Here is a 23,997-nt window from a genome sequence, read left to right as displayed (position 1 = left end):
ATAGCTCAAGTTTTAACTGGAGCAGTCTCTCCAAGGCAGAGAGCATGAGAAGCTAACCTGCCTGAAGGAGGTGTTTGGAACTGAACTCCAGTGAAGAGAAACTAAGCTTGGGGAAACACAGGGAGGCAGACAAAGTTGTAATTAAAAAAGCTCTGACTTTTTCAGAGCATTTTTAATGGTATTTAATTTAGATTTTCAAGAATTGCATATACCTCAGGTGCGGTTTTATTTAATCTGACTGGCTTCCATTCTGGATTTACCCACATATGCTTTGTTGTACCTTTTGCGAGTAGTTCCCCGTTTGGCTCAGACACAGACCCATCCAGTTGATTATAAGTCGCTTCACTGATTCTCCTTGCCTCATACTGGAATTCCAAACGAACAGGAGAGCAGTTCGCTGCTTTAGTAAAAATGGCAACACAATCATCAAAATGAGCAGATTTTTTATAGGTTGCATTGACATCCATTACTGGAAGAAGGAGACCCAATTCTTCCATTTTATGATAGCTCATCCCATGATGTCTCATCCATTCGGTCCGGCCGACTTCAAACCAGTTAATATAATTTCCGTGATGGACAATTCCCATTTGATCTGTGTCCTTATATTGGACACGCATTATTTTCCGATGCCAGGCTGCTGTCATGATTATTCCCCCAGTTGTACCAGTATTGATTTATTTCTTTGTTATCATTTCATCTGCTAATTCTTTTAAGCGGAATTTCTGTATTTTTCCTGTGCTTGTCATTGGCCATTCAGCTGCTTCGATAAACCAGACATGACGCGGTATTTTAAATCGTGCCAAGCGGGAAGAACACCATTCAATCACATCTTTTCGAGTGCAATCTTCTCCATCTAATAATTCGATAAAAGCCGCTCCAATCTCAGTTGTCCGTGTATCGGGCACACCGATAACGCTTACCTGACTGACTGCGGGATGCCGTGAAATAACAATTTCTACTTCGCGGGGCGATACTAATTCGCCAGAAACCTTATAAATTTCTTTACTTCTTCCTAGAATTTGCAGGTAGCCGTCCTCATCAATCCTTCCAACATCCCCAGTACGGAGCCAGCCGTCCTTATCAATTGCTTTCGCTGTTTCTTCCGGTTTTCTATAATAACCATGTGTAACGGTATTCCCTCTAACTGCAAGTTCGCCAATGGATCCGGCTGGCAAGGAAGCACCAGTATCTGGATCAATCGTCTGATATTGAACAGAGCTGCCCTGAAATTCTGCAAGGCCGCTGATACCATTCAGTTTCGGCCGGCCAACTCTTGTAGAGATGCGCTCTAAGCTGTCACCAATCTCTGTTGTCACACCAGATGAAGATACCTCTGTTTGACCGTAACCAGTAATAACTTCTGTTAATTCTAAGACATCAATTGCCTTCTGCCAAACTGGAATAGGGGCAGGGGCTGCTCCACACCACATTGCGAAAAGATTTGATAAATCAAATTCACTGACACGTGGATGGTTTAATAATGGGACTAATGTTGTTGGCACGCATAGATAATCATTCGCCTTATATTTCTCCATTAATTGCAAGGAAGTGAGTGGAGAGGCTGCGAATGCTGAGATAAATGATCCACCGACAAATGACATTGCAAAAATCGCTTCTATTATTGCAAAGCAATGGTAGAAGGGGAGCGGGGCAAATGTTACGCGGCCATCCTCAATGGCGCGGCTTAACACAGTGCCATAGGCTGCACGCAATAGCATATCATCTGTCAGCATTACACCTTTTGGGCTTCCAGTTGAGCCGGAAGTATACATAATAATTGCAACTTCATCCGGGTAGCTGGACTCCTTTTGCCTCTTGTCGAGCTCATGGTCAGCAACAGTACTGCCTGCTTCTAAAAAATCATCCCATAATAGAAATTGTTCATTTACAGCATCTGTTTCAGTGTTGTTGATACAAATAATCTTCTCAAGCTTATTTAAATCAGATTCAACAAGTAATTCGGAGAGCATGTTATTATGATGTTTTTCTTTATTCGTTTGCTGGAAAATTAAATATTGTGTATCAGATTGTGAAACAATATAGTTCAGTTCATCTTTCTTCAGCATCGAATTAATTGGAATCAATACTGCACCGACTAGAGAGGATGCGATCATTAAAGATGGAAAGGCTGCATCATTTTCCATGAAAGTTGCTACATGGTCACGCCTCTTTACACCGAGCTTGATAAAAGCTTTCGCATATTGAACTGCTTGGTCCCAGATATCTTTATATGTAAATATTTCTTCATCTATGTAGAGGTATGGCCGATCTTTATATGCTGTACAGGCTTTTGCGAAGTGACCTGCAACTGTATCCCTTGGCCAGACTGGAAAACGGCTTTCCAGTGCTTTTCTTCTTTCAGATACACTTTGCTGCAGTGTGATTTGCTTGGTTGAATTCATTGTTGTTTCCCCCTCTGAATTTTAAAAAGTCATTCACATTTTTTAAAGGCAATTACTGCATTGTGCCCGCCAAATCCGAAACCGTTCGATAATGCTATTTTGATATTTCCTTCAACAGCTTGATTTGCAACATAATCGAGATCGCACTCCGGGTCAGGATTTTCTAAATTAATTGTTGGCGGATAGATGCCGTCTTGTAAGCTTTTTAAGGTGATAATTGCTTCAATTGCCCCAGCAGCGCCAAATAAATGGCCTGTCATTGATTTCGTTGAACTTACTTTTACTTGATAGGCATGCTCTTTGAAAACAGTTTTGATTGCCTTTGTTTCAGAAATATCCCCAGCTGGTGTGCTTGTCCCATGTGCATTAATATAATCGACATCCTCGGGTTTAATTCCCGCCCGCTCGATTGCAAGCTGCATTGCTTTTGCTGCCCCTTGATAATCTGGCGCTGTAATATGATGTGCGTCTGTTGTACTGCCATAGCCAGTAATTTCACCGAGTATTGTCGCGCCGCGTCGCTTTGCATGCTCATATTCTTCCAAAAACAGGACACCAGCACCCTCAGACATGACAAAACCATCACGATGTAAATCAAATGGACGAGAAGCTTGTTGAGGTTTATCATTTTGTACCGACATTGCTCGCATTTTAGAAAAACCGGCAAAATATAGCGGATTAATTGTTGCCTCAGCACCGCCAGCTAAGATTGCATCCGTGTATCCATGTGCGATATTTAAATAGGCTTCACCAATTGAGTGATTACTTGTAGCACAAGCAGAAACGGTAGAGAAACTAGGTCCGCGAAAACCAGTCTTAATGGAGAGCAGGCCAGAAACCATATTGTTAATCGATGTGGGAATGAAAAATGGTGAAACACGTCTAGCGCCTTTTTCAAGCAATAGTTTATGATTTTCCAATATCGTTCCAAGACCACCGGCTCCAGAACCGATATAAATGCCAATCCGGTCCTTATCTGCCTTATTTAAATCTAGATTCGCCTGTTTCAATGCTTGCATTGCAGCGGCGAAGCCGTATTGTGTAAATGGATCATATCTTTTTATTTCTTTTGCATCGAGATACTCTTCCCCTCGAAAGTCATCAATAAATCCAGCGATTTTTGTTTGGATGTCTTCAAAGTCCTCTGTTTGAAGCTGTTTAATGCCTGAATTCCCGGCCTTTACATTGTTCCAGAGTGTTTCTGCATCATTTCCGAGAGGGGAGATGACACCTGTACCTGTAATTACTACCCTGCGTTTCAAGAGAAAACCCCCTTTCCATTTAACTTTATCTTATCACAAATTGCTGTAAAATTTGATTTTTCAGATCTTGAATGGAGGCACCATCCAGCATCTTATTCCAAGGAGAGGCATTGCGCTGGGAAATCTTAAAAAAACACGATCCTGATGCCATCTTTCATACGTGTTGGGAATAGAATGGGGGATGTTTTTTAAATGCGAAAAAGGCGGAATGAGAAAGAGAGTTAACCGACTGCAACGCGCAGCAGGATTAACTCTCTTTTAAATCGGTCAGTTTTATTCTTCAAGATATTGCTCTTTATTGAATCGGCTCGTAAGCGTCAATTCCCAGCGTTTCATAGGGGACACGAAACTTAAATGCCAGATTATTTGCTTCAAGGTCAATTGTTTGAATTGCTACCTTTAAGTTACTTTTTATATCCATCTCGGTAACCGCAATATAAACTTCTTCTTCTTTCGGATTGACAGTAACCCACTCCGGCATTGGTAAATATTTTCCAAGGTATTCCATGATCTTTTGGTTAGGCAATTCTAAAAGTCCAAGTGAAATGGAACGCAGCTGCAAAATAATATCCCCATTTTCAACAACGAGTGGTTCGAAGTGAACAGATAAAGGAACGGTTGTTGAAAAGACGGGCAATTCTCCAATCAGATGGACATCCTCTTCAAGTTCAATCCGGTATTGGTGTTCCGTTCCGGCAGTGAATTGCTTAATATATGCATTGATAAGGCTATTTAAATTTTGCTTCGATGTACGGACGATGAATTCCGAACTCGCTTGCTCCAAATCAATGGGATAACGTTTTACGTCTGAATCTGCAACAGGCCAGAAAATCAAACTGATTAATACTAAAACAACAGCAATATTAAAAATCAATAGCATAAAAAAGCGTTTGCGCCATGGTTTTACAGCCACTCTATTTTTTTCGGCTCTTGACATAGTCTTGTCATCCTTCGTCATTTGAAATATATTCTAAAACACGTTCTGCAATTAAATAATAGCCATGATAGTTTGGATGGAAATTATCGTCTGCAAAGATATTTTCTTCGCTTTCATTAAATAAATCTATTACTGGAACGAAAGTAATATTCTCCATTTCCAGTGTAATTGAGTTGCTTGTATCATTCCAGGCATCAACAATCATATTAAGTTCAGCAATATCACCGAAGTATTTTTCGAACGGATTATAAATACCAAGCAGATAAATCTCGGCATTCGGATTGTATGACTGGATTTTCTCTAAGATTTCCCCCAGCCGCATTTCATAATACTTTTGTTCTGCAACGAAATCTTCCAATTCCAGGTTTGTAATATTTCTTTTTGCAACTTCCATAATATCATTTGCACCAATAGTAACCAACACAAGGTCTGCTTCTTCAAGGGCATCCTGAATTTCCTTTTGTTCCAGCCTTTTTAAAAGCTGGTCTGTACGATTCCCAGGCACACCGAAGTTTTCAAAGGTGGCGACCTGTTTCTTCTGATTAATGGACCTCTCAAGAATGCCAACATAGCCACCGCCGCTGCTCGCATCTCCAACACCATGAGTCAGAGAGTCACCGATTGCGACAATATTTACTTCCTGATGAAAGACTTTACTGATTGTTGACTGAATAGCTGTTGAAATTCTATCAGTAAAATTATTATCGTTCTCTTCGTTTTCATCTTCATCCTGTGACTCTATCGTTTCATCTTCATTCATATCATATTCATCAACCATTACTTCGTGCTCATCCTCTGGAGGGATTAACGGCTGATCCAGTGGTTTACTTTGCTTGCTTATCATAAAGATAACCCCAGCTGCTAGCACGGTTAGTAAGGAAATCGCAATAAATATTTTTCTCCTCATCTATATCACACCTATATTAAGTCTAGTTCTAGTATAGAAATGTCTAGCAGTTTTGTCACCATAAAATGTTTACCCTAATATTGTAATCACAAAAAGTGAAACTTAAACTCGGGAACAGAACGGGAAGAAGGAAAAAAAGGGGAAATAAAGAAACGAATGCATGCTGCACTCGTTTCTTTATACTGCTATTTTATATTTCTATTGCAATTCTTTCTTTTTCGTTACCACGAACACGGTTTAATTCTTCGACAATATCTTTATTTTTTACAATATAAATACCTGCAGCTTCGGCATGCTCGACTAATGTGTCATTGCCGTAATTTGTTATCCAGAGAACTTTGCTTTCCTTATTAATCAGCTCTTCAATTGTTGCAGGCGGCAAAGCTTCATTATGAATCAATAATACATCAAGTGCCTCAGGAATATCGGTCAATTTTTGTACAGTTTCGTTTTCTCCAATGGAAATAACTTGGAAACCATAGCTTTCAAGCTTTTTCTTTGTTTCTTCTGGAAGTCCCTTGCTTGCGATTGTTTTCTTTCTCAAACCTTCACTGCGATCAAATGGTGAGTGCAGAAGCCAATCAATCACATCTGCTTCAGTTGTTTTAAGCTGTGGTGCTTCACCAGTTGCTTTTGCAATTGCTTGGTCAAGATCTCTTAAAATATCTTTCGGTGCTTCAAGACCGATGGATAAACGAATCAGTTCTTCTGTTGTCCCGCTCTTTTGCAAATCTTCCGCATTCAGCTGCTGATGTGTGGTAGAGGCTGGATGGATAATTAATGATTTAGCATCCCCAACGTTAGCGACATGAGACCATAGCTTGATATGATCAATTACTTTTTGTCCAGCCTCGCGTCCGCCTTTGATGCCGAATGTAATAACGGATCCGGCCCCATGTTTTAAGTATTTCTTGGCAAGTGCGCTGGATGGATGTTCTTCCAATCCCGGATAGTTTACCCATTCAATTGCTGGGTGGCCTTTTAAGTATGCTGCGACTTCTTTCGTATTCTTCAGATGGCGTTCCACTCTTACTGGGAGTGTTTCCAGCCCCTGAATGAAGGTGAATGCGCTTTTCGGACTCAAGGATGCGCCAATATCCCGCAAAAGCTGAACCCGAAGCTTTGTTGCATATGCTGCTGGCCCAACATCAATATACTTTAGTCCATTATAGCTTTTGTCTGGCGCAGAGAATTCAGGGAAACGCGGATTATCCCAATTAAAGCGTCCGCCATCGATAACAACTCCGCCAATTGTTGTTCCATGCCCGCCAATCCATTTTGTTGCTGAATGAACGACGACGTCTGCTCCCCAGCTGATTGGCTTTGTGACATGTGGTGTTGCAAATGTATTGTCGATAATTAAAGGAACTCCATTTTCATGCGCAATTTCTGCCACAGCTTCAATATCAAAAACATGTAAACTTGGATTTGTAATTGTCTCACCAAAAATAGCTTTTGTTTTATCTGTAATTGCTGCACGGAAATTTTCTGGATCTGTTCCGTCAACTAATTTAAAGGTGATGCCGTATTTTGGAAGTGTATTTAAGAACAGATTATACGTTCCACCGTATAAATTGCTGTCGGCAATGATTTCATCCCCAGCTTGAGCGATATTTAGAATAGCGAATGTGATTGCTGCCATTCCCGAGGAAGTTGCTACTGCGGCAACACCATCTTCAAGTTCCGCAATACGCTGTTCAAATGCATCAACAGTCGGGTTCGTGATGCGTGTGTAAATATTGCCTGGTTCTGTTAAACCAAAAAGATTTTGTGCATGCTCCGTATCCCGGAAAACATATGCGGTAGTTTCGTAGATTGGCAAAGCTCTTGCCCCAGTTGCTGAATCTGGCTGCTGACCTCCGTGAAGTGATACTGTTTCTGGACTGGAAAACTGAAATTCTGACATGAAAAATTCCTCCTTATTTTTGGTGAAGTAACTTTTTATGAAGAGAGCTTTTAATAATACAAAAAACCCTCTTCCTAAGAAGAGGGTGTATGTTTATACTGGTCCTCCTCTTATCTTCCAGATCTGGTATGATCTGTAGGATGTAGCACCATTAAAAGCAAAAAAAGCTTGCTTCAAGGTTGCCGGGCTTCATCGGGCCTATTCCCTCCGCCACTCTTGATAAGAGATAACTATATAAAGGATTTATGGGTCATACGAAATCCTTTTTAAATTACTGACGATTATATCTTGTCGCAGGATGAAATGTCAACCCACTTTTCAGTCTTTTTAAAATTGTTCCAGTATTTTAGTAATATTAATGATTGATCCGCTGCTTAGTCCTGTGGGCAGGACGATAATAAACAGTGCTTAGATATAAAAATAGAGCAGACCAAATAAAAATGAATGCAATTAGATTTGTGATTGAAAAAGCTTCCTGATAAACAAATACCCCTAATAGAAGCATAATCGTTGGTGTAATAAATTGGAGAATGCCAACCATCGATAAAGGGATGGCCTTTGCACCAATCGAAAATAACAGCAATGGGATAGCAGTAACAATTCCGCCTCCAATCAGCAAGAGATTGTCTGACATTGCAAACGGACTGAAACGAAAAGCAGGCTCACGAAGAGAAAGAAGATAAATGCCAGCAAATGGCGCAATAAGCATTGTTTCAATTGTTAAGCCATGTGACGCTGAAAGATTGATTTTTTTCTTCAGCAATCCATAAGAAGCAAAAGTAACTGCGAGCACGATAGAAATCCATGGGAAAACCCCACTGCTCAGAGTAAGATAAATTACACCAATAGCTGCGAGTCCAAAAGCGGTTCCTTGTCTGAAAGTAACCTTTTCATGGAGTACAACAATGCCCAATAAAATACTGACTAACGGATTAATATAATAGCCAAGACTTGCTTGCAATACATGGTTATTTGAAACTGCCCAGATAAATAGAAACCAATTAGCAGAAATGAGAAGGGTTGCAGCTGAAATGCCAAGCAGATTCTTTGGCTGATGCATCAGCTTGCGTAATTCCTGTATAAAAGAATCAAATTGTTTCATGCAAAGCAGTAAAATAATCATGAAAACGAAGGACCAGACAATACGATGTGCGAGAATTTCCATTGCAGAAACATGTCCAAGTGCCTTCCAGTAAATTGTTAAAAATCCCCATAGCAAGTAGGCACTAAATGTATATAGACTGCCGATTTTTACATCCATTGTCTTCATTATCCAAGACTCCTTCCGTGTACATTAGAATAATAGTAGAAGGTATTTTTAGAAAATGCAAATAAATTTCAATACATAAAAAAGATTAACATAAGAAAACGCTTTCAAAATAAAAAGGTTTCAAGTATGCTAGAACAAAGGGGTGCTGCTAAAAGGAAGGAATCGCAAGCGGGCATCTGTGCATATACTTGGAGTGACAGCTATGATGCACAACTGCCTCGTTCTTTTTAGAGAGTATAAGAAAGAGGGGAGAAAGAGGATGACTAAAAAATATAATAGATTTGAAACTGCTGTAATTCATGAGGGCTATGATGCGAAGGAAATGCTTGGCAGTTTATCTGTACCGCTGTTTCAAACTTCTACCTATGTTTTTGATTCTGCAGAACAAGGAGAAAAGCGTTTTGCCGGTGAGGAAACAGGCTATATTTATTCACGTCTTGGCAATCCCACTGTCAACGTTTTGGAAGAACGAATTGCGGCACTGGAAAACGCTGAGCGTGGTTTGGCCTTTGGTTCGGGAATGGCGGCAGTATCCGCTGTCTTAATTGCCCTGACAAAGGCAAATGATCATGTTTTATGTTCTTCAGGTTTATATGGCTGCACCTATGGTTTATTCATGATGATGAAAGAAAAATATAATATTGCTTCTGATTTTTCCATGCTGGACTCCAGGGAGGAAATCCGTTCATACATAAAACCGGAAACAAGTGTTATCTATGTAGAAACACCGATTAATCCGACGATGCAGGTAATTGATTTAAAAATGGTTGCAGAAGTTGCAAAGGAATATAATATCCCTGTTGTTGTAGATAATACATTTTGTACACCGTATTTGCAGCGCCCCTTAGATTTGGGCTGTGATGTAGTGATTCATAGTGCTACAAAATATATTGGCGGGCATGGGGATGTAATCGCTGGCCTTGTTGCAGGGAAAAAGGATTTCCTTGATTCGGTAGCCATGACTACGCAAAAGGATATTGGCGGCATTATCTCTCCATTTGATGCATGGCTCTTAATCCGTGGTTTGAAAACATTGCCGATTCGAATGGACCGGCATTGTGATAATGCCAAAGAAATTTTCAGCAAGCTAAAATCACATCCAAAGGCAGATAAAATCTACTTCCCCGGGGATGTAAATCATTCGAATTATGTAATTGCCAATCAGCAAATGAAGGCTTCAGGTGGCATGATTTCCTTTGAAGTAAAAGGCAGCAAGCAGGATGCGCAAAACTTGATGAATAAGCTTCAATTTATTAAAGTAGCAGTCAGCTTGGGAGATGCAGAAACATTAATCGAGCACCCGGCGACGATGACACATGCTGTTATCCCTGAAGCTGCCCGCCTCGAAATGGGAATTACCGATCAGCTTATCCGACTGTCTGTTGGTCTTGAAGCATGGGAAGATATTTGGCAGGACTTGGAACAAGCACTAAACCAAATCTGACATACAAAATAAACAAGCATCTTATTCTGTATAACTGCACAGAATAAGATGCTTTTATTATTACACAATATTAAAAGCAGCGTGCAGATTACTTTAAATCAGAGTAATAGTGGTCACGCTGTCTTACTTTCTCCACTGGAGGTTCACAGTCCAATACTCCTCGCTTTCCGTGTCCGGTCTGCGGGTATTCTATTCATTTGAGGTTACGCTTAATGAAGGTTCTCAGCAGTTTATAACGATAAAAGCGGGTCTTTGTTTTCTTTGCGGGGAAATTAGGGTATTAAAAATATACACGAGTTGAGCTTCCAGCAAATTCAACTTCCGTGCAGATTATGCTATATTAATATATAGAACGACAGATGAAGAGGGCGAGCAAATGGGTATATATACAATCTTAGTAAGCTTAATTGTATTACTAAATCTCATATTAGGTGTTTCCATTATTTTCCTGGAACGAAAAAATGCGTCTTCTACATGGGCGTGGTTAATGGTATTATTATTCATCCCAATCCTCGGCTTCTTTTTGTATCTAATATTTGGGAAACCAATCAGTAAGCGGAGAATCTTTGTTTGGGATTCGAAAAGCCGTCTGGGATTGAAGGCTGCCGTACAGTCACAGTTAAGAGCGATTGAAACAGATGAACTGGAATACCAGGATTCCGATATAGCTCGATATAACAGTTTAATTTATCTAAATCTGCGGACAGATGCATCCCTGTTTTCACAGGATAATGCGATAGAAGTTTTCCTGGATGGCAAGGAAAAATTTGACCGTCTTCTGCAGGATATGCGGCGAGCCAAGGATCATATTCATTTAGTTTATTATATTGTACGTGACGATGAACTGGGGACAAAGCTTGCAGATGTCTTAATTAAAAAGGCAAACGAAGGTGTTACCGTTCGTTTTCTATACGATGCAATGGGGTCGCGCAGCCTGAGCAAAAAATATATTAAACGATTGCGTGCATCAGGTGTTGAGGTTGAAGCATTCTTTCCAGCAAAGATCTTTAACTTTAAAATTAACTATCGAAACCATCGCAAGCTGGCGATCATTGACAGTAAAATCGGTTACATCGGCGGCTTTAATATTGGTGATGAATATCTTGGGAAAAATAAGAAGTTCGGATATTGGCGTGATACGCATCTTCGTGTAAGGGGCTCTGCTGTGGAAAACATGCAGACAAGGTTTATTCTTGATTGGAACCAGGCATCAAAGCAGGAGATTCATTATGAGGATCGCTTCTATCAGGCAGAGGCTGCTGGGGATGCAGGAATACAGATTGTTTCAAGTGGACCTGACCAGGAACTGGAACAGATAAAAACGGGTTATATTAAGATGATTCTTGAAGCGAAGGATTACATTTATATTCAGACACCTTATTTTATTCCAGACGAGAGTGTGCGTGATGCCTTAAGAACAGCGGCTCTTTCCGGAGTGCATGTGAAGGTAATGATTCCGAATAAGCCGGACCATCCATTTGTATATTGGGCAACACTTTCTTATAGTGGAGATTTATTGCAGGCAGGCGGGGAAGTCTATATTTATCAAAATGGCTTCTTGCATGCGAAGACGATGATCGTGGATGGAAAGGTTGCTACAGTTGGAACAGCCAATATCGATGTACGCAGCTTCAGATTGAATTTTGAAGTTAATGCATTTATTTATGATAAAGAAATTACAAAAGAGCTGGAGCAGGCGTTCCACGAGGATATGGAGCACGCTACTCAAATGACGAAAAAGCTGTATGATAGACGTTCATTGGGAATCCGTTTTAAAGAATCCATTTCAAGGTTATTATCACCAGTATTATAACTTGAATAGAAGCAGAAGTTATTAGGAGGACATTATGAAAGCAAAACCATGTTCAAATTCACTATCAGTTAAAACAACTCATGTTCATCCACCAGATACGAATATTCATGGGACATTATTTGGGGGGACACTGCTTGCACATATTGATGATCTTGCAGCAATCGCAGCTGTAAAGCATTGTCGTAAGCCAGTTGTGACGGCATCTATCGACTCTGTCGACTTTTTGACACCTGTAAAGGCTGGAGATGCGATTCTGATTGAGGCCTTTGTCACCTGGACAAGGAACACATCAATGGAGATTTTCGTCAAAGTAATTACGGAAAATCTTGTTACGGAAGAAAGAGGAGTTTGTAATACGGCCTTCTTAACTTTTGTGGCAATTGATGAGAATGGCAGACCAACGCCAGTCCCGCCGGTTTATCCGGAAACAGAATACGAAAAAACCTTGCATGAAACTGCACCAGAACGTGCAGAACAACGCGGGAAACGGAGAAGAAATTCTAAATCCTTTGCACAAGAAATTGGCTCAGATTATATTTGGGATAAATAAATCAATCAGGCTCTGCTATTCTTATTAAAGAATGCAGAGTTTTTTTACTTGCTTTCAATAAAGAAAGCGTTTACAATTAAGGGAGAATATTCAGAGAAATACACTTGTTTTTAGGAAAGGATGTAATGGGGTGTTCCTATGAAAAGTCATTTATTGCAACTAAATAAAATGGATAGCGCGGAGGCATGGTTTAAAAACCTGCCTCCTTTTACTTTGCTCGCTTTACTTTAGTAAAGTGATGCCGTGGAGGTGCACGATGGCAATTTTGACTGGAAATTCTCTAACAATGGAAAAGGTAAACCGGATTGTTTTTGAAAAGGAAAAGGTGGAGCTGGAAAAGGGGGCAGCAGCGAGAGTAGCGGAGAATCGCAAGCTTGTAGAACAGCTGATTAAAGAAAAGCAAATCATGTATGGCATTAATACGGGGTTTGGGAAGTTCAGCAATATTATTATTCAAGATGATGACTTAGAGAATCTGCAGCTCAATCTATTGCATTCGCATGCCTGTGGAATTGGTGAACCCTTCTCAGAAACGATTAGCAGGGCAATGCTTCTGCTTCGGGCAAATGCACTGGCGCGGGGTTACTCGGGAGTGCGGCTAGAGCTGATTCAACAGCTTATCGACTTTTTAAACGCAGAGATTCATCCAGTAGTGCCGGAACAAGGCTCACTTGGAGCAAGTGGGGATCTTGCGCCATTATCCCATTTGGCACTGACGCTTATAGGTGAGGGAGAAGTTTTCTATAAAGGGAAATGCTGTTGGGCAAACGAAGCTTTGGAAGCTGAAAAGATAAAGCCGCTTCAGTTGAAGCCAAAAGAAGGGCTGGCACTGATAAATGGCACACAAGCAATGACAGCAGTTGGGGCAGTACTTTACTTAGAGACGGAGAAGCTTCTCTATCAAAGTGAACTTATTGCGGCCATGACATTTGAAGGTTTGCAAGGAGTAATTGAAGCATTTGATCAGGACCTTCATCGTGTTCGTGGTCATCAGGAACAAATTGCAACCGCTGCACGTTTGCGCGGCTATCTTTCAGGAAGCGGATTAACGACAAGACAGGGAGAAAAGCGCGTGCAGGATGCCTATTCTTTACGGTGTATTCCGCAAGTGCTTGGCGCATGCTGGCAAACTGTTCACTATGCAAAGGAAAAGCTGGAGATTGAAATGAATGCCGTTACGGATAATCCGCTGCTGTTTCTTGAAGAGAAAAAGGTTATTTCAGGCGGTAATTTTCATGGGGAGCCGATTGCTTTTGCAATGGATTTTATCAAACTGGGCATCGCAGAGACTGCTAATATATCGGAACGGCGAATTGAACGTTTGGTAAATCCACAGTTAAATGATTTGCCAGCTTTTCTAAGCCCCAATCCTGGACTGGAATCGGGGGCAATGATTATGCAATATAGTGCCGCATCGCTCGTTTCGGAAAATAAAACATTGGCACATCCAGCGAGTGTTGATTCCATACCTTCTTCTGCAAATCAAGAAGACCATGTAAGCATGGGAACAATCGCTGCCCGGCATGCATTAAAAATGCTGGAAAATACAAGAAGAGTCATCGCAGTGGAATTGATTTGTGCCCTGCAAGCCTGCGAATTTCGAGGAATCGAAAGAATGGCAGATCCAACAAGAGATTTCTATGACAAGGCGAGGAAGGTTATTCCCAGTATTACGAAGGATCGTATTTTTTCAAAAGATATAGAACGAGCAGCAAGCTGGTTAAAGGATGCAAGAGAAACGGATGTGCGTCAAAAATACGATGAAGGCGGGGAAGGAAAAAATGAGAAAAGTAACAGCGAAAAAGGGCTTGGCACTCGAATGTAAGGGCTGGGAACAGGAAGCAATTTTACGCATGCTGTATAACAATCTTGATCCAGAGGTCGCAGAGAAACCGGAGGAGCTTGTCGTCTACGGCGGTATTGGCAAAGCGGCAAGAAGCTGGGAAGCATTTGACCGGATTGTTGCAACACTGCGTGAGCTTGAAAATGATGAAACAATGCTGATTCAATCCGGCAAGCCTGTCGGTGTCTTCAAAACACATGAAAGGGCACCGAGAGCTCTGATTGCAAATTCTCTGCTTGTACCTAAATGGGCAAATTGGGAGCATTTCCATGAGCTGGATAAGAAAGGATTGATGATGTATGGGCAAATGACAGCAGGCAGCTGGATTTATATTGGGACTCAAGGGATTCTGCAAGGGACATATGAGACATTTGCTGCCTTGGCGAAAAAACATTTTTCTGGTTCATTAAAATCAACCATTACATTAACAGCTGGTCTTGGTGGGATGGGAGGTGCGCAGCCGCTTGCAGTGACAATGAATGAGGGAATTGTGATTGCAGTTGAGGCAGATCAAACTCGGATTGCCAAGCGAATAGAGACAAAATATTGTGATGTACAGACGGACGATATGGCGGAAGCAATCCACCTGGCCTTGGATGCAAAAGAAAAAGGAAAGCCACTGTCAATCGCCCTGCATGGAAATGCGGCAGAGGTCCATCAAGAGCTTTTAAAACAGGATATACCTATTGATATTGTTACAGATCAAACATCAGCACATGATCCTTTAAATGGCTATATTCCAATTGGTTATTCTGCAGAACAAGCTGCTGTACTTCGTAAACAGGATGCAGCGCTTTACGTGCAAAAGTCGAAGGAAAGCATGTTCCTGCATGTGGATGCAATGCTGCGTTTTCAGCGGAAGGGAGCAATCGTTTTTGATTATGGCAATAATATTCGACAGGTTGCTTTTGACGAGGGATTAACAGCAGCTTTTGAATTTCCCGGATTTGTTCCAGCTTTTATCCGGCCGCTTTTCACAGAGGGAAAGGGACCATTTCGCTGGGCAGCATTATCTGGCGATCCAGAGGACATTTATAGAACAGATGCATTAATTAAAGAGCTTTTTCCAGGAAATAAAGCATTGATTCGCTGGATTGACATGGCACAAAAGCAGGTTGCATTCCAAGGACTGCCTGCAAGAATTTGCTGGCTCGGCTATGGAGAAAGAAAGCGGATGGGCCTGGCAATCAATGAATTGGTTCGTAAGGGTGAACTGAAAGCCCCGATTGTAATTGGGCGTGACCACTTAGATAGTGGTTCTGTTGCTTCTCCAAATCGGGAAACAGAGGCAATGAAAGATGGAAGTGACGCTGTTGCTGATTGGGCAGTGCTAAATGCCTTGATAAATACTGCGGCTGGCGGATCTTGGATATCCTTTCACCATGGCGGCGGAGTTGGAATGGGATATTCCCTTCATGCGGGGATGGTAGCTGTTGCGGATGGCACAGATCTAGCTGAAGAAAGATTAGAGCGGGTATTAACAACAGACCCAGGGATGGGAGTCATCCGTCATGCTGATGCTGGCTATGAACAAGCAGTCACATTTGCTGAGGAAAATCAGATTGTGATTCCAATGCGCGAACAGAAAGGGGAAGAAGCATGAAATATGATGCACTAATTATTAACATTGGTGAATTATTACCTATGGATCAGGCTGGACCCGTAAAAGGTGCAGCGATGAATCGGTTAAAAGTTATAACGGATGCAGCTCTTGCAATCAAGGAAGGGAAAGTTGCCTGGATTGGAAAGACAAAGGATGCAGTCTCGCTTGATGCGGAAAAAACGATTGATGCCGAGAATAAACTGGTGACACCAGGTCTTGTTGAAGCACATACACATCTGGTTTTTGGCGGCTCAAGAGAGAAGGAGATGGCTCTTAAGCAGCAAGGCGTCGACTACTTGGAAATATTGAAGCAGGGCGGGGGGATTCTATCGACCGTCCGTGCCACGAGAGAGGCTGCGTTTGAAGAATTATACGATAAAGCATGCTTTCATCTTGATCGCATGCTCATGTATGGAATGACCACAGTAGAAGCAAAGAGCGGCTATGGATTAAACCGGGATACAGAGTTAAAACAGCTTGAGGTAGTAAAGGCTTTAAATGAAAAGCACCCGATTGATCTTGTGTCGACTTTCTTAGGAGCCCATGCAATTCCTCCTGAATATAAGGATGATCCTCAAGCTTTTTTGGAGGAGATGCAATCATTATTTCCAAAGATAAAAGAGAAAAGGCTAGCTGAATTTGTTGATATATTTACTGAAACAGGTGTATTTACGGTGGAACAATCACGAGGCTTTTTACTGGCGGCACAGGATGCAGGATTTCAAGTGAAAATTCATGCTGACGAAATTGATACACTTGGAGGAACGGAGCTTGCTGCTGAAATAGGCGCAATTAGTGCGGAGCATTTAGCAGTGACTTCTGATGAAGGGGTGAAGCAATTGGCAGCATCAGATACAATTGGTGTTATTTTGCCAGGAACAAGCTTTTACCTTGGAAAGGATACGTATGCGAGAGCCCGGGAAATGATAGATGGGGGAGCGGCTATTGCAGTTTCAACAGACTTTAATCCTGGCAGTTCAGTTACAGAGAACCTGCAGCTGATTATGTCAATTGCAGCATTGAAGCTAAAATTATCTCCAGCAGAAATATGGCATGCCGTTACAGTGAATGCAGCCCATGCAATAAATCGCGGTGATGCTGCGGGAACACTGGCAATCGGCCGAAACGCAGATGTTGTGATTTGGGATGCTCCCAATCATCTCTATATTCCATATCATTTTGGTGTGAATCATGTGAATACCGTTTTTAAAAATGGGAAAATTGTTTTTGAAAGACAAAGGATTTGCTGAAGGAATTCTGAGGTCATATCCATAGGCAGCACTTAAGTTCCAGGGATAAATCACAGAAGGAAACTGTGCATGTGTATAGGATAAGGGAACATGTCACTCAAAAAAGAGACGAGGTTATTTCGTCTCTTTTTTTAAAAATTTAATTCACTTCTTGATCCTTGGCTACTTCTTCTGGCGTTATATAGCCATCTGCCCAGGATTGTATTTCCCGGATAACTGGCTCAAGTGCACGTCCTTTATCTGAAAGGGAGTACTCAATCCGCACCGGAAATTCAGAATATATATTACGTTCTACAATGCCTTCTTTTTCGAGCATCTTTAAGCGATCAGAGAGCAATCTGCCACTAATAGGTAAATCAGCTTCCATTTCTGAGAATCGCTTTGTCCCTTTAAGTAAATCGAATAGAATCAAACCTACCCAACGTGTACTTAACAAACCCATAGCTTTCTCAAAACGTGGACATAAGATTTCCTCCATATTGATCACCTCACTCTTTTTAATCTCTTAAAAGAATTTAACACATATTGTGCAATGATAGCAAATACACAAATTACAAAAAGTAACCTAATAATAGTTTAACATAAGAGAGGCATTTCGTAAATAAGCTGTTGCACGAATAGCCGCTGAAACCTTTAGTGCACGTTACTGAAAATAAAATAGTAAATAGTTGGTGAATTTGATGTTTTGTGAAATAATAGGAAGTAATAATTTGTTTATTTATTGGAGGTTAAATCATGGCGAGTCAAGAATTACAGGAAAAATATGCAGAACTTGCTTTAAAAACAGGTGTTAATTTACAGAAGGGTCAGGCGTTAATGATTAATGCCCCACTTGAAGGTGCCGCATTCACAAAGACTGTTGTAAGAAAGGCGTATGAGTTAGGCGCAAAGGATGTTCATATTAACTGGGTTGATGATGAATTAACACTGCTGAAATATGAAAATGCACCAGATGAAGTAATTGAATCCTTCCCAGAGTGGCGTGTAAAGCTTCATGATGAATATGCAGAAGACGGTGCAGCGGTTCTTCATATCCGCTCTACAAATCCTGATTTATTAAAAGATATCGACCCAGTTCGCGTTGCCAAGGCAAATAAAGCAGCAGCTGAAGCAATGGTGAACTTCCGCCAATATACAATGAATGATCGTATCCCTTGGTCAATCATCTCTATTCCATCGAAGGATTGGGCTCAAAAGATTTTTCCTGATAAATCTCCTGAAGATGCAGTGGAAAGCCTATGGGAAGCAATTTTAAAAATTGTTCGCGTGGACCAAGAGAATCCGCTTGCTGCATGGGACGAGCACAATGCAACATTAAGAAAAGCGCATGAAGTGCTAAATGAGAAAAACTATAAGAAGCTTATTTTGAAAGCACCAGGCACAGATTTAGAACTGGAACTGCCTGAGGGGCATATTTGGAAGGGCGGTTCTGCAGTTGCGGAAACTGGAGTGACTTTTAACCCGAATATCCCAACAGAGGAAGTATTCTCTATGCCGCATAAATATGGTGTGAATGGTACAGTAGCAAGCACGAAACCATTAAACTATGGCGGCAGCTTAATCGATAATTTCAGCCTTACATTTAAAGATGGAAAGGTTGTTGATTTCAAAGCAGAGGTCGGCGAAGAAGTACTGAAGCATTTACTGGATTCTGATGAAGGTGCGCGCCGCCTTGGGGAAATCGCACTTGTTCCAGATGAATCACCAGTGTCGCAATCTGGATTAATTTTCTATAATACATTATTTGATGAAAATGCATCCTGCCATATCGCACTTGGAAAAGCTTACCCAACCAACCTTAAAGGTGGTTCTTCCATGAGTGACGATGAGCTGGACAAGCATGGAGTGAATGATAGCTTGGTCCACGTAGACTTCATGATTGGATCGGATCAGCTTGACATCGAAGGCGTGAAACAAGATGGAACAACAGAGCCAGTTTTCCGCAATGGAACATGGGCACTGAATGTAAAAGGTGAATAATCTCTAATTAAACATGAGAGTCTTCTGCTTGGTGAGCAGGGGACTCTCATCGTTTTTTAGTTGAGATTGAGTTGGCCGGTCTAATAGAGGAATGCTCATCGCTCGTTATTGCTTGGGATTGCGTTGATTTGTCTAATAGGATGATACTCATTGCTCGTTATTGCTTGAGATTGCTTTGATTTGTCTAATAGAAAGCCGCTCATGGCCCGCAGTCGCATGAATCAGCGCAGATCTGTCTAATAGGATGATGCTCATCGCCCGCATTTGCTGGAACCAGCGTAAATCTGTCTAATAGAAAGCCGCTCATCGCCCGCATTTGCTGGAACCAGCGTAAATCTGTCTAATAGGATGATGCTCATCGCCCGCATTTGCTGGAACCAGCGTAAATCTGTCTAATAGAAAGCCGCTCATCACCCGCATTTGCATGAATCAGCGTAAATCTGTCTAATAGAATGATGCTCATCGCCTGTATTTGCAGGAACCAGCGCAGACCTGTCTAATAGAAAGATTAAGTCCATATAATTGTGTAAAAGAATAGGTCATCATCATGACCCGTGATACAATGTTTTCGACCAAGAAAACGAAACGGAGGACATGATGATGACCCAACTTAATATTACAATAGATTTAGAAGAACTTAAAGCGAAAGTAGAAAATAGTTCACTTGAATCACCTGTTAAAGCTTCTCTTACTCTTATTTTGAATTCTTTGATGGAAAAAGAACGGGATGAATATATCAATGCTCTTTCCCATGAACGAACTAATGACCGCAAAGGATATAGAAACGGTTATTATGAACGGCAACTTGTCACAGGTGCCGGCTCGCTTAAACTAAATGTCCCTCGAACCAGGGATGGCGCATTTTCACCAAGTGCTTTTAAAAGATACGAGCGTTACGATCAAGCATTAGTTTTATCGATGATGGAGATGGTTATTAATGGCGTCTCAACTAGGAAGGTATCTAAAATCGTAGAAGAATTATGCGGAAAAAAGTATCCAAATCTTTTGTTTCTGAAATAACCAAATCACTTGACCCAATAGTTAACGAATGGAAAAACCGTCCATTAAACGCTTACTACTTTTCATATATTTATGTGGACGCCATGTATATTAAGGTTCGTGAGGACAATAAAGTTGTTTCTAAAGCAGTATATATTGCTTGTGGAGTAAACGAAAAAGGATATAGAGAAATTATTGGAATCCAAATCGATTATAAAGAATCTACTGAAGCTTGGTCTAAGTTTTTTGAACACTTAAAGTCACGCGGAATCCAATCACCTAAAATGATAATTTCGGATGCACATGCTGGGTTAGTAAGAGCCATTGAAGAATCTTTTTTGGGTACTTCTTGGCAAAGATGTGTTGTACACTATCTTCGTAATATGACAGACACCATGCCAAAAAAGAAGTTGATTGAAGCACGTGAAGATTTAAAAGCTATTTTTAGAACTTCCAGATTAACACATGCACGTGAACTAAAAGATAAATTTATTAATAATTACCAAGATACGAAGAGCCTTCAAAAAGTCATTGAAAAACTAGATATAGGTTTCGAAGATGCTATGCAATTCCATTCTCAAAAAGCCAAATACCATAAACACTTAAGAACGACCAATATGCTAGAACGGGTTAATCGGGAAATCCGAAGGAGAGAAAGAGTGATCTCAATATTTCCAAATGACCAGTCAGCTATTCGGACAATTGGTTCAGTACTTATGGATATAGACGAAGACTGGGAAAAAAGCAATACTTCAAGGGATTTGATGAAGTCGAATAGAACGCAAGAAAATGACTTATGGTATTTGTTGGCGGGGCCCCGCCAACAAATACCATGAACTTATAACCGGAATCAATGGCAAGCAGCTAAGCCCTCGCTGTACATTATGCTTTATAAGATGGTTGAAAATGTTGTATTAACTTTTACACAATAATATGGACTTGACTAATAGAAAGGTGCTCATCACCCGCAATCGCATGAACTAGCGCAGACCTGTCTAATAGAATGATGCTCATCGCCCGCATTTGCTGGAACCAGCGTAAATCTGTCTAATAGAAAGCCGCTCATCACCCGCAGTTGCTGGAACCAGCGTAAATCTGTCTAATAGAAAGCCGCTCATCACCCGCATTTGCTGGAACCAGCGCAGACCTGTCTAATAGAAAGGTGCTCATCACCCGCAATCGCTGGAACCAGCGCAGACCTGTCTAATAGAAAGGTGCTCATCACCCGCAATCGCTGGAACCAGCGCAGATCTGTCTAATAGAAAGCCGCTCATCACCCGCAATCGCATGAACCAGCGCAGACCTGTCTAATAGAAAGGTGCTCATCACCCGCAATCGCTGGAACCAGCGTAAATCTGTCTAATAGAAAGATGCTCATCGCCCGCAATCGCATGAACCAGCGCAGATCTGTCTAATAGAAAGCCGCTCATCGCCCGGAGTCGCTGGATCCAGCGCAGATCTGTCTAATAGAATGGTGCTCATCACCCGCAATCGCTCGAACCAGCGCAGATCTGTCTAATAGAAAGCCGCTCATCACCCGCAGTCGCATGAACCAGCGTTGACCTGTCTAATAGAATAACACTCATCACCCATAAGTGCTGAGAAACAGATCCCTCTATGAAAAATAGCTTTAAGCATTCTCAGGTTAAGATGCTTAGAGCTATTTTATTTCTTACATATATCCGTTTTTTACTAAAACTGCTTTAATCATCGTATAGCTGTAATCTTCAGGAAGCAGTTCTTTTAATGGTTTTAATTTTTCTGCTGTGACTTCTTCGCGTGCGGCAAGGATTTTTGCTTCTTGTTCCTCATTAAAAAAGATATTCCAAGCTAATGGATATCCATCTTTGAATGCTTTGAAAATATGATTTTCTATTGTAAGCTCGGAAAACTCGCGAATTGCTGCAATGTCTTTAATCGTCTTACCGGATTGAAAAAGCTTATAACTGGCGAGATGACTTGGACCCTCATCTTTTTTCTTTTTCTTTATTACTGGCGGGGTATCTGAGATAAGAACTTTTTGTTTCACCTCAGGGTTTTTCTCGCGCCATTTCTGTATTAAGTGCATGAAGCTTTCACCGAATTGCTCAAACTTCATTTGACCAATACCTTTGATTGCAAGCATCTCTTCCTCTGTTGTAGGGAAGTAGCGGCTAAGCTCTTTTAATGTTGCATCAGAAAACAGAATATATGGCGGTACATTCTTTTCATCCGCAATTTGCTTCCGAAGTGTCCGTAATTCTGAGAATAAATCAACATGGAAGTCCGTCTCAATCGTTGTTGGAATAGGAGCAGTATACATTTCTACACGCCGTTCTCCTTTTAAGACAGGTACAGAGTTATGATTGAGTTTCAAAACGGGAAATCTGCCTTCTTCAATAGCCAGCAGCTTTTCCGCGATTAGAAAGTGAATGATTTCTGTTAATTCCTTTTCTGTATAGGCTGAAAGCAGTCCATATGTAGAAAGCTGATCCAGTCGGAATTCCTTTACTTTTTTATCTTTTGATCCTTTTAGTACCTTCGCTGTCATGCTTGCGCCAAACCGTTCATCCATTCGTTTGACACAGGAGAGAATCATTTGTGCTTCTTCAGTAATATCCGTTTTTTCCTGAAGGTCTGTACAGTTACTGCATCGGTTGCAGTTTGGTTTTGTCGCTGTATCATCAAAATACTCAAGAATAAAGTTGGTTAAGCAGCTGTGCGTATGGCAGTAATTAATCATCGCTTGAAGCTTCCTGTATTCATTTTGCTTCGCTTCATCATCCATCATGGATTGTTCGATGAGAAATTTCTGAAGCTGTACATCTTGTGGAGAGAATAATAAAATACAATCACTCGGCTCACCATCACGGCCTGCTCTTCCAGCTTCCTGATAGTAGGATTCTATATTCATTGGCATCGCATAGTGGATAACGAAACGAACATTTGACTTGTCTATCCCCATTCCAAATGCGTTGGTTGCAATCATGACAGAAACCTGGTCATGAAGAAATTCAGATTGGGATTTTTTTCTTTCTGCTTCCGAAAGTCCTGCATGGTATTTTGCTACAGAGATACCGCGGCTCGTGAGCTGCTCATAAAGTGAATCTGCCTGTTTTCTTGTTGCTGTGTAAATGATTCCAGACTCATCGGGGTGTTCCGTTAAAAATGAACGAATATAGGTTGCTTTATCTTTGCCTTTTACTAAGTGAAAGGAAAGGTTTTCTCTTTCAAATCCAGTATTAATCGTATGGTTATCAGTAACTGTTAAAAGCGATTGAATATCGGAAATAACTTCCTCTGTTGCCGTAGCAGTCAGAGCAACAAATACCGGGATATTGCCAAGCTCTTTCAATCGCGGCACGATCGAACGATAGCTTGGCCTGAAATCATGTCCCCATTGGGAGATGCAGTGGGCCTCATCAAAAGCAACAAGATTAATATTGGTATAGCGCATTTGCTCCATAAAGCTATAAGATTCAAAGCGTTCGGGAGCAACATATACAAATTTATACCGTTCATTCGCAACATCACGTAATCGCCTTTGCTGTTCACCAGCGGAAAGGGAGCTGTTTATGTATGTCGCTGGAATTCCTAAAGACAATAAAGCGTCTACCTGATCCTTCATCAGAGAAATAAGCGGAGAAATGATGACTGCAGTGCCTTTCATTGATAATCCGGGGATTTGATAGATTAGAGATTTACCGCCGCCAGTGGGCATTACAGCAAGTGTGTTCTGGAGCTGTAAAATATGGGAAATCGCTTCCTGCTGTCCTGGACGGAAGGATTCAAAACCGAAGTAAGTTTGTAGAAGGTTTTTTTCTTTAACAAGCATTTTCTTTCCTCTCCTTT

General features: G+C 41.1%; 16 protein-coding genes, 1 pseudogene and 1 riboswitch. Of the genes and pseudogenes, 8 read left to right on the top strand and 9 right to left on the bottom strand.

Features of this window, described 5'->3' with window-relative positions; genetic code table 11:
• Window positions 1-182: 182 nt before the first annotated feature.
• The 7 genes from NST93_RS12930 to rarD form a co-directional block, all read right to left on the bottom strand.
• Window positions 183-644: an acyl-CoA thioesterase gene (locus tag NST93_RS12930; RefSeq protein WP_405097667.1), complete on the bottom strand. Its 462-nt coding sequence runs from the start codon at window positions 642-644 to the stop codon at window positions 183-185.
• Window positions 645-674: 30 nt separating this feature from the next.
• Window positions 675-2,402, bottom strand: a complete 1,728-nt coding sequence (locus tag NST93_RS12925) for a class I adenylate-forming enzyme family protein (RefSeq protein ID WP_405097665.1) — start codon at window positions 2,400-2,402, stop codon at window positions 675-677.
• Between the two features lie 29 nt (window positions 2,403-2,431).
• Window positions 2,432-3,664 carry a beta-ketoacyl-ACP synthase II gene (fabF, locus tag NST93_RS12920; protein WP_405097663.1) on the bottom strand — a complete coding sequence of 411 codons (1,233 nt, stop codon included), beginning with the start codon at window positions 3,662-3,664 and terminating at the stop codon, window positions 2,432-2,434.
• A 295-nt stretch (window positions 3,665-3,959) separates the two neighbouring features.
• Window positions 3,960-4,601 carry a YpmS family protein gene (locus tag NST93_RS12915; RefSeq protein ID WP_405097661.1) on the bottom strand — a complete coding sequence of 214 codons (642 nt, stop codon included), beginning with the start codon at window positions 4,599-4,601 and terminating at the stop codon, window positions 3,960-3,962.
• Between the two features lie 7 nt (window positions 4,602-4,608).
• Window positions 4,609-5,508 (bottom strand): SGNH/GDSL hydrolase family protein, encoded by a 900-nt coding sequence (locus tag NST93_RS12910; protein WP_405097659.1) that lies wholly within the window; start codon window positions 5,506-5,508, stop codon window positions 4,609-4,611.
• Between the two features lie 190 nt (window positions 5,509-5,698).
• On the bottom strand, window positions 5,699-7,414 hold the full coding sequence (locus NST93_RS12905; protein ID WP_405097657.1) for an aminotransferase class I/II-fold pyridoxal phosphate-dependent enzyme: 1,716 nt from the start codon (window positions 7,412-7,414) through the stop codon (window positions 5,699-5,701).
• Window positions 7,415-7,521: 107 nt separating this feature from the next.
• Window positions 7,522-7,640, bottom strand: a riboswitch (SAM riboswitch).
• 129 nt (window positions 7,641-7,769) lie between these two features.
• Window positions 7,770-8,684, bottom strand: a complete 915-nt coding sequence (gene rarD, locus NST93_RS12900) for an EamA family transporter RarD (RefSeq protein WP_405097655.1) — start codon at window positions 8,682-8,684, stop codon at window positions 7,770-7,772.
• Window positions 8,685-8,943: 259 nt separating this feature from the next.
• Here rarD and megL point away from each other — a divergent pair, with 259 nt between their 5' ends.
• The 6 genes from megL (at window position 8,944) to hutI (ending at window position 17,187) form a co-directional block, all read left to right on the top strand.
• Window positions 8,944-10,128, top strand: coding sequence for a methionine gamma-lyase (gene megL, locus NST93_RS12895; RefSeq protein WP_405097653.1), 1,185 nt, complete (start codon window positions 8,944-8,946; stop codon window positions 10,126-10,128).
• A 376-nt stretch (window positions 10,129-10,504) separates the two neighbouring features.
• Window positions 10,505-11,941, top strand: coding sequence for a cardiolipin synthase (gene cls / locus NST93_RS12890; RefSeq protein ID WP_405097651.1), 1,437 nt, complete (start codon window positions 10,505-10,507; stop codon window positions 11,939-11,941).
• A 34-nt stretch (window positions 11,942-11,975) separates the two neighbouring features.
• Window positions 11,976-12,491, top strand: a complete 516-nt coding sequence (locus tag NST93_RS12885) for an acyl-CoA thioesterase (protein ID WP_405097649.1) — start codon at window positions 11,976-11,978, stop codon at window positions 12,489-12,491.
• A 256-nt stretch (window positions 12,492-12,747) separates the two neighbouring features.
• Window positions 12,748-14,316 carry a histidine ammonia-lyase gene (hutH, locus tag NST93_RS12880; RefSeq protein WP_405097647.1) on the top strand — a complete coding sequence of 523 codons (1,569 nt, stop codon included), beginning with the start codon at window positions 12,748-12,750 and terminating at the stop codon, window positions 14,314-14,316.
• A complete protein-coding gene (hutU, locus tag NST93_RS12875; RefSeq protein ID WP_405097645.1) occupies window positions 14,273-15,937 on the top strand; it encodes a urocanate hydratase in 1,665 nt (554 codons plus the stop codon). Before hutH ends, hutU begins: the two co-directional genes overlap by 44 nt.
• Complete coding sequence (hutI, locus tag NST93_RS12870; RefSeq protein WP_405097643.1) at window positions 15,934-17,187, top strand: imidazolonepropionase; 1,254 nt, start codon at window positions 15,934-15,936, stop codon at window positions 17,185-17,187. Before hutU ends, hutI begins: the two co-directional genes overlap by 4 nt.
• A gap of 139 nt (window positions 17,188-17,326) precedes the next feature.
• On the opposite strand, the gene NST93_RS12865 is transcribed toward hutI, so the two are convergent.
• Complete coding sequence (locus NST93_RS12865; RefSeq protein ID WP_405097641.1) at window positions 17,327-17,665, bottom strand: winged helix-turn-helix transcriptional regulator; 339 nt, start codon at window positions 17,663-17,665, stop codon at window positions 17,327-17,329.
• 257 nt (window positions 17,666-17,922) lie between these two features.
• Between NST93_RS12865 and NST93_RS12860 the strand changes: the two genes are divergently transcribed.
• Both NST93_RS12860 and NST93_RS12855 read left to right on the top strand, forming a co-directional pair.
• Complete coding sequence (locus NST93_RS12860) at window positions 17,923-19,167, top strand: aminopeptidase (RefSeq protein WP_405097639.1); 1,245 nt, start codon at window positions 17,923-17,925, stop codon at window positions 19,165-19,167.
• 600 nt (window positions 19,168-19,767) lie between these two features.
• Window positions 19,768-21,002 (top strand): annotated as a pseudogene (locus NST93_RS12855) (IS256 family transposase).
• Window positions 21,003-21,838: 836 nt separating this feature from the next.
• Here the strand turns inward: NST93_RS12855 and recQ are convergent.
• A complete protein-coding gene (gene recQ / locus NST93_RS12850; RefSeq protein ID WP_405097637.1) occupies window positions 21,839-23,980 on the bottom strand; it encodes a DNA helicase RecQ in 2,142 nt (713 codons plus the stop codon).
• Window positions 23,981-23,997 lie beyond the last annotated feature (17 nt).

Source organism: Oceanobacillus sp. FSL H7-0719 (genome assembly GCF_045040795.1).
Lineage (GTDB): Bacteria > Bacillota > Bacilli > Bacillales > Amphibacillaceae > Oceanobacillus.
Note: the sequence above shows the minus strand (reverse complement) of the source record. Positions and strands in the feature narration are given on the sequence as shown.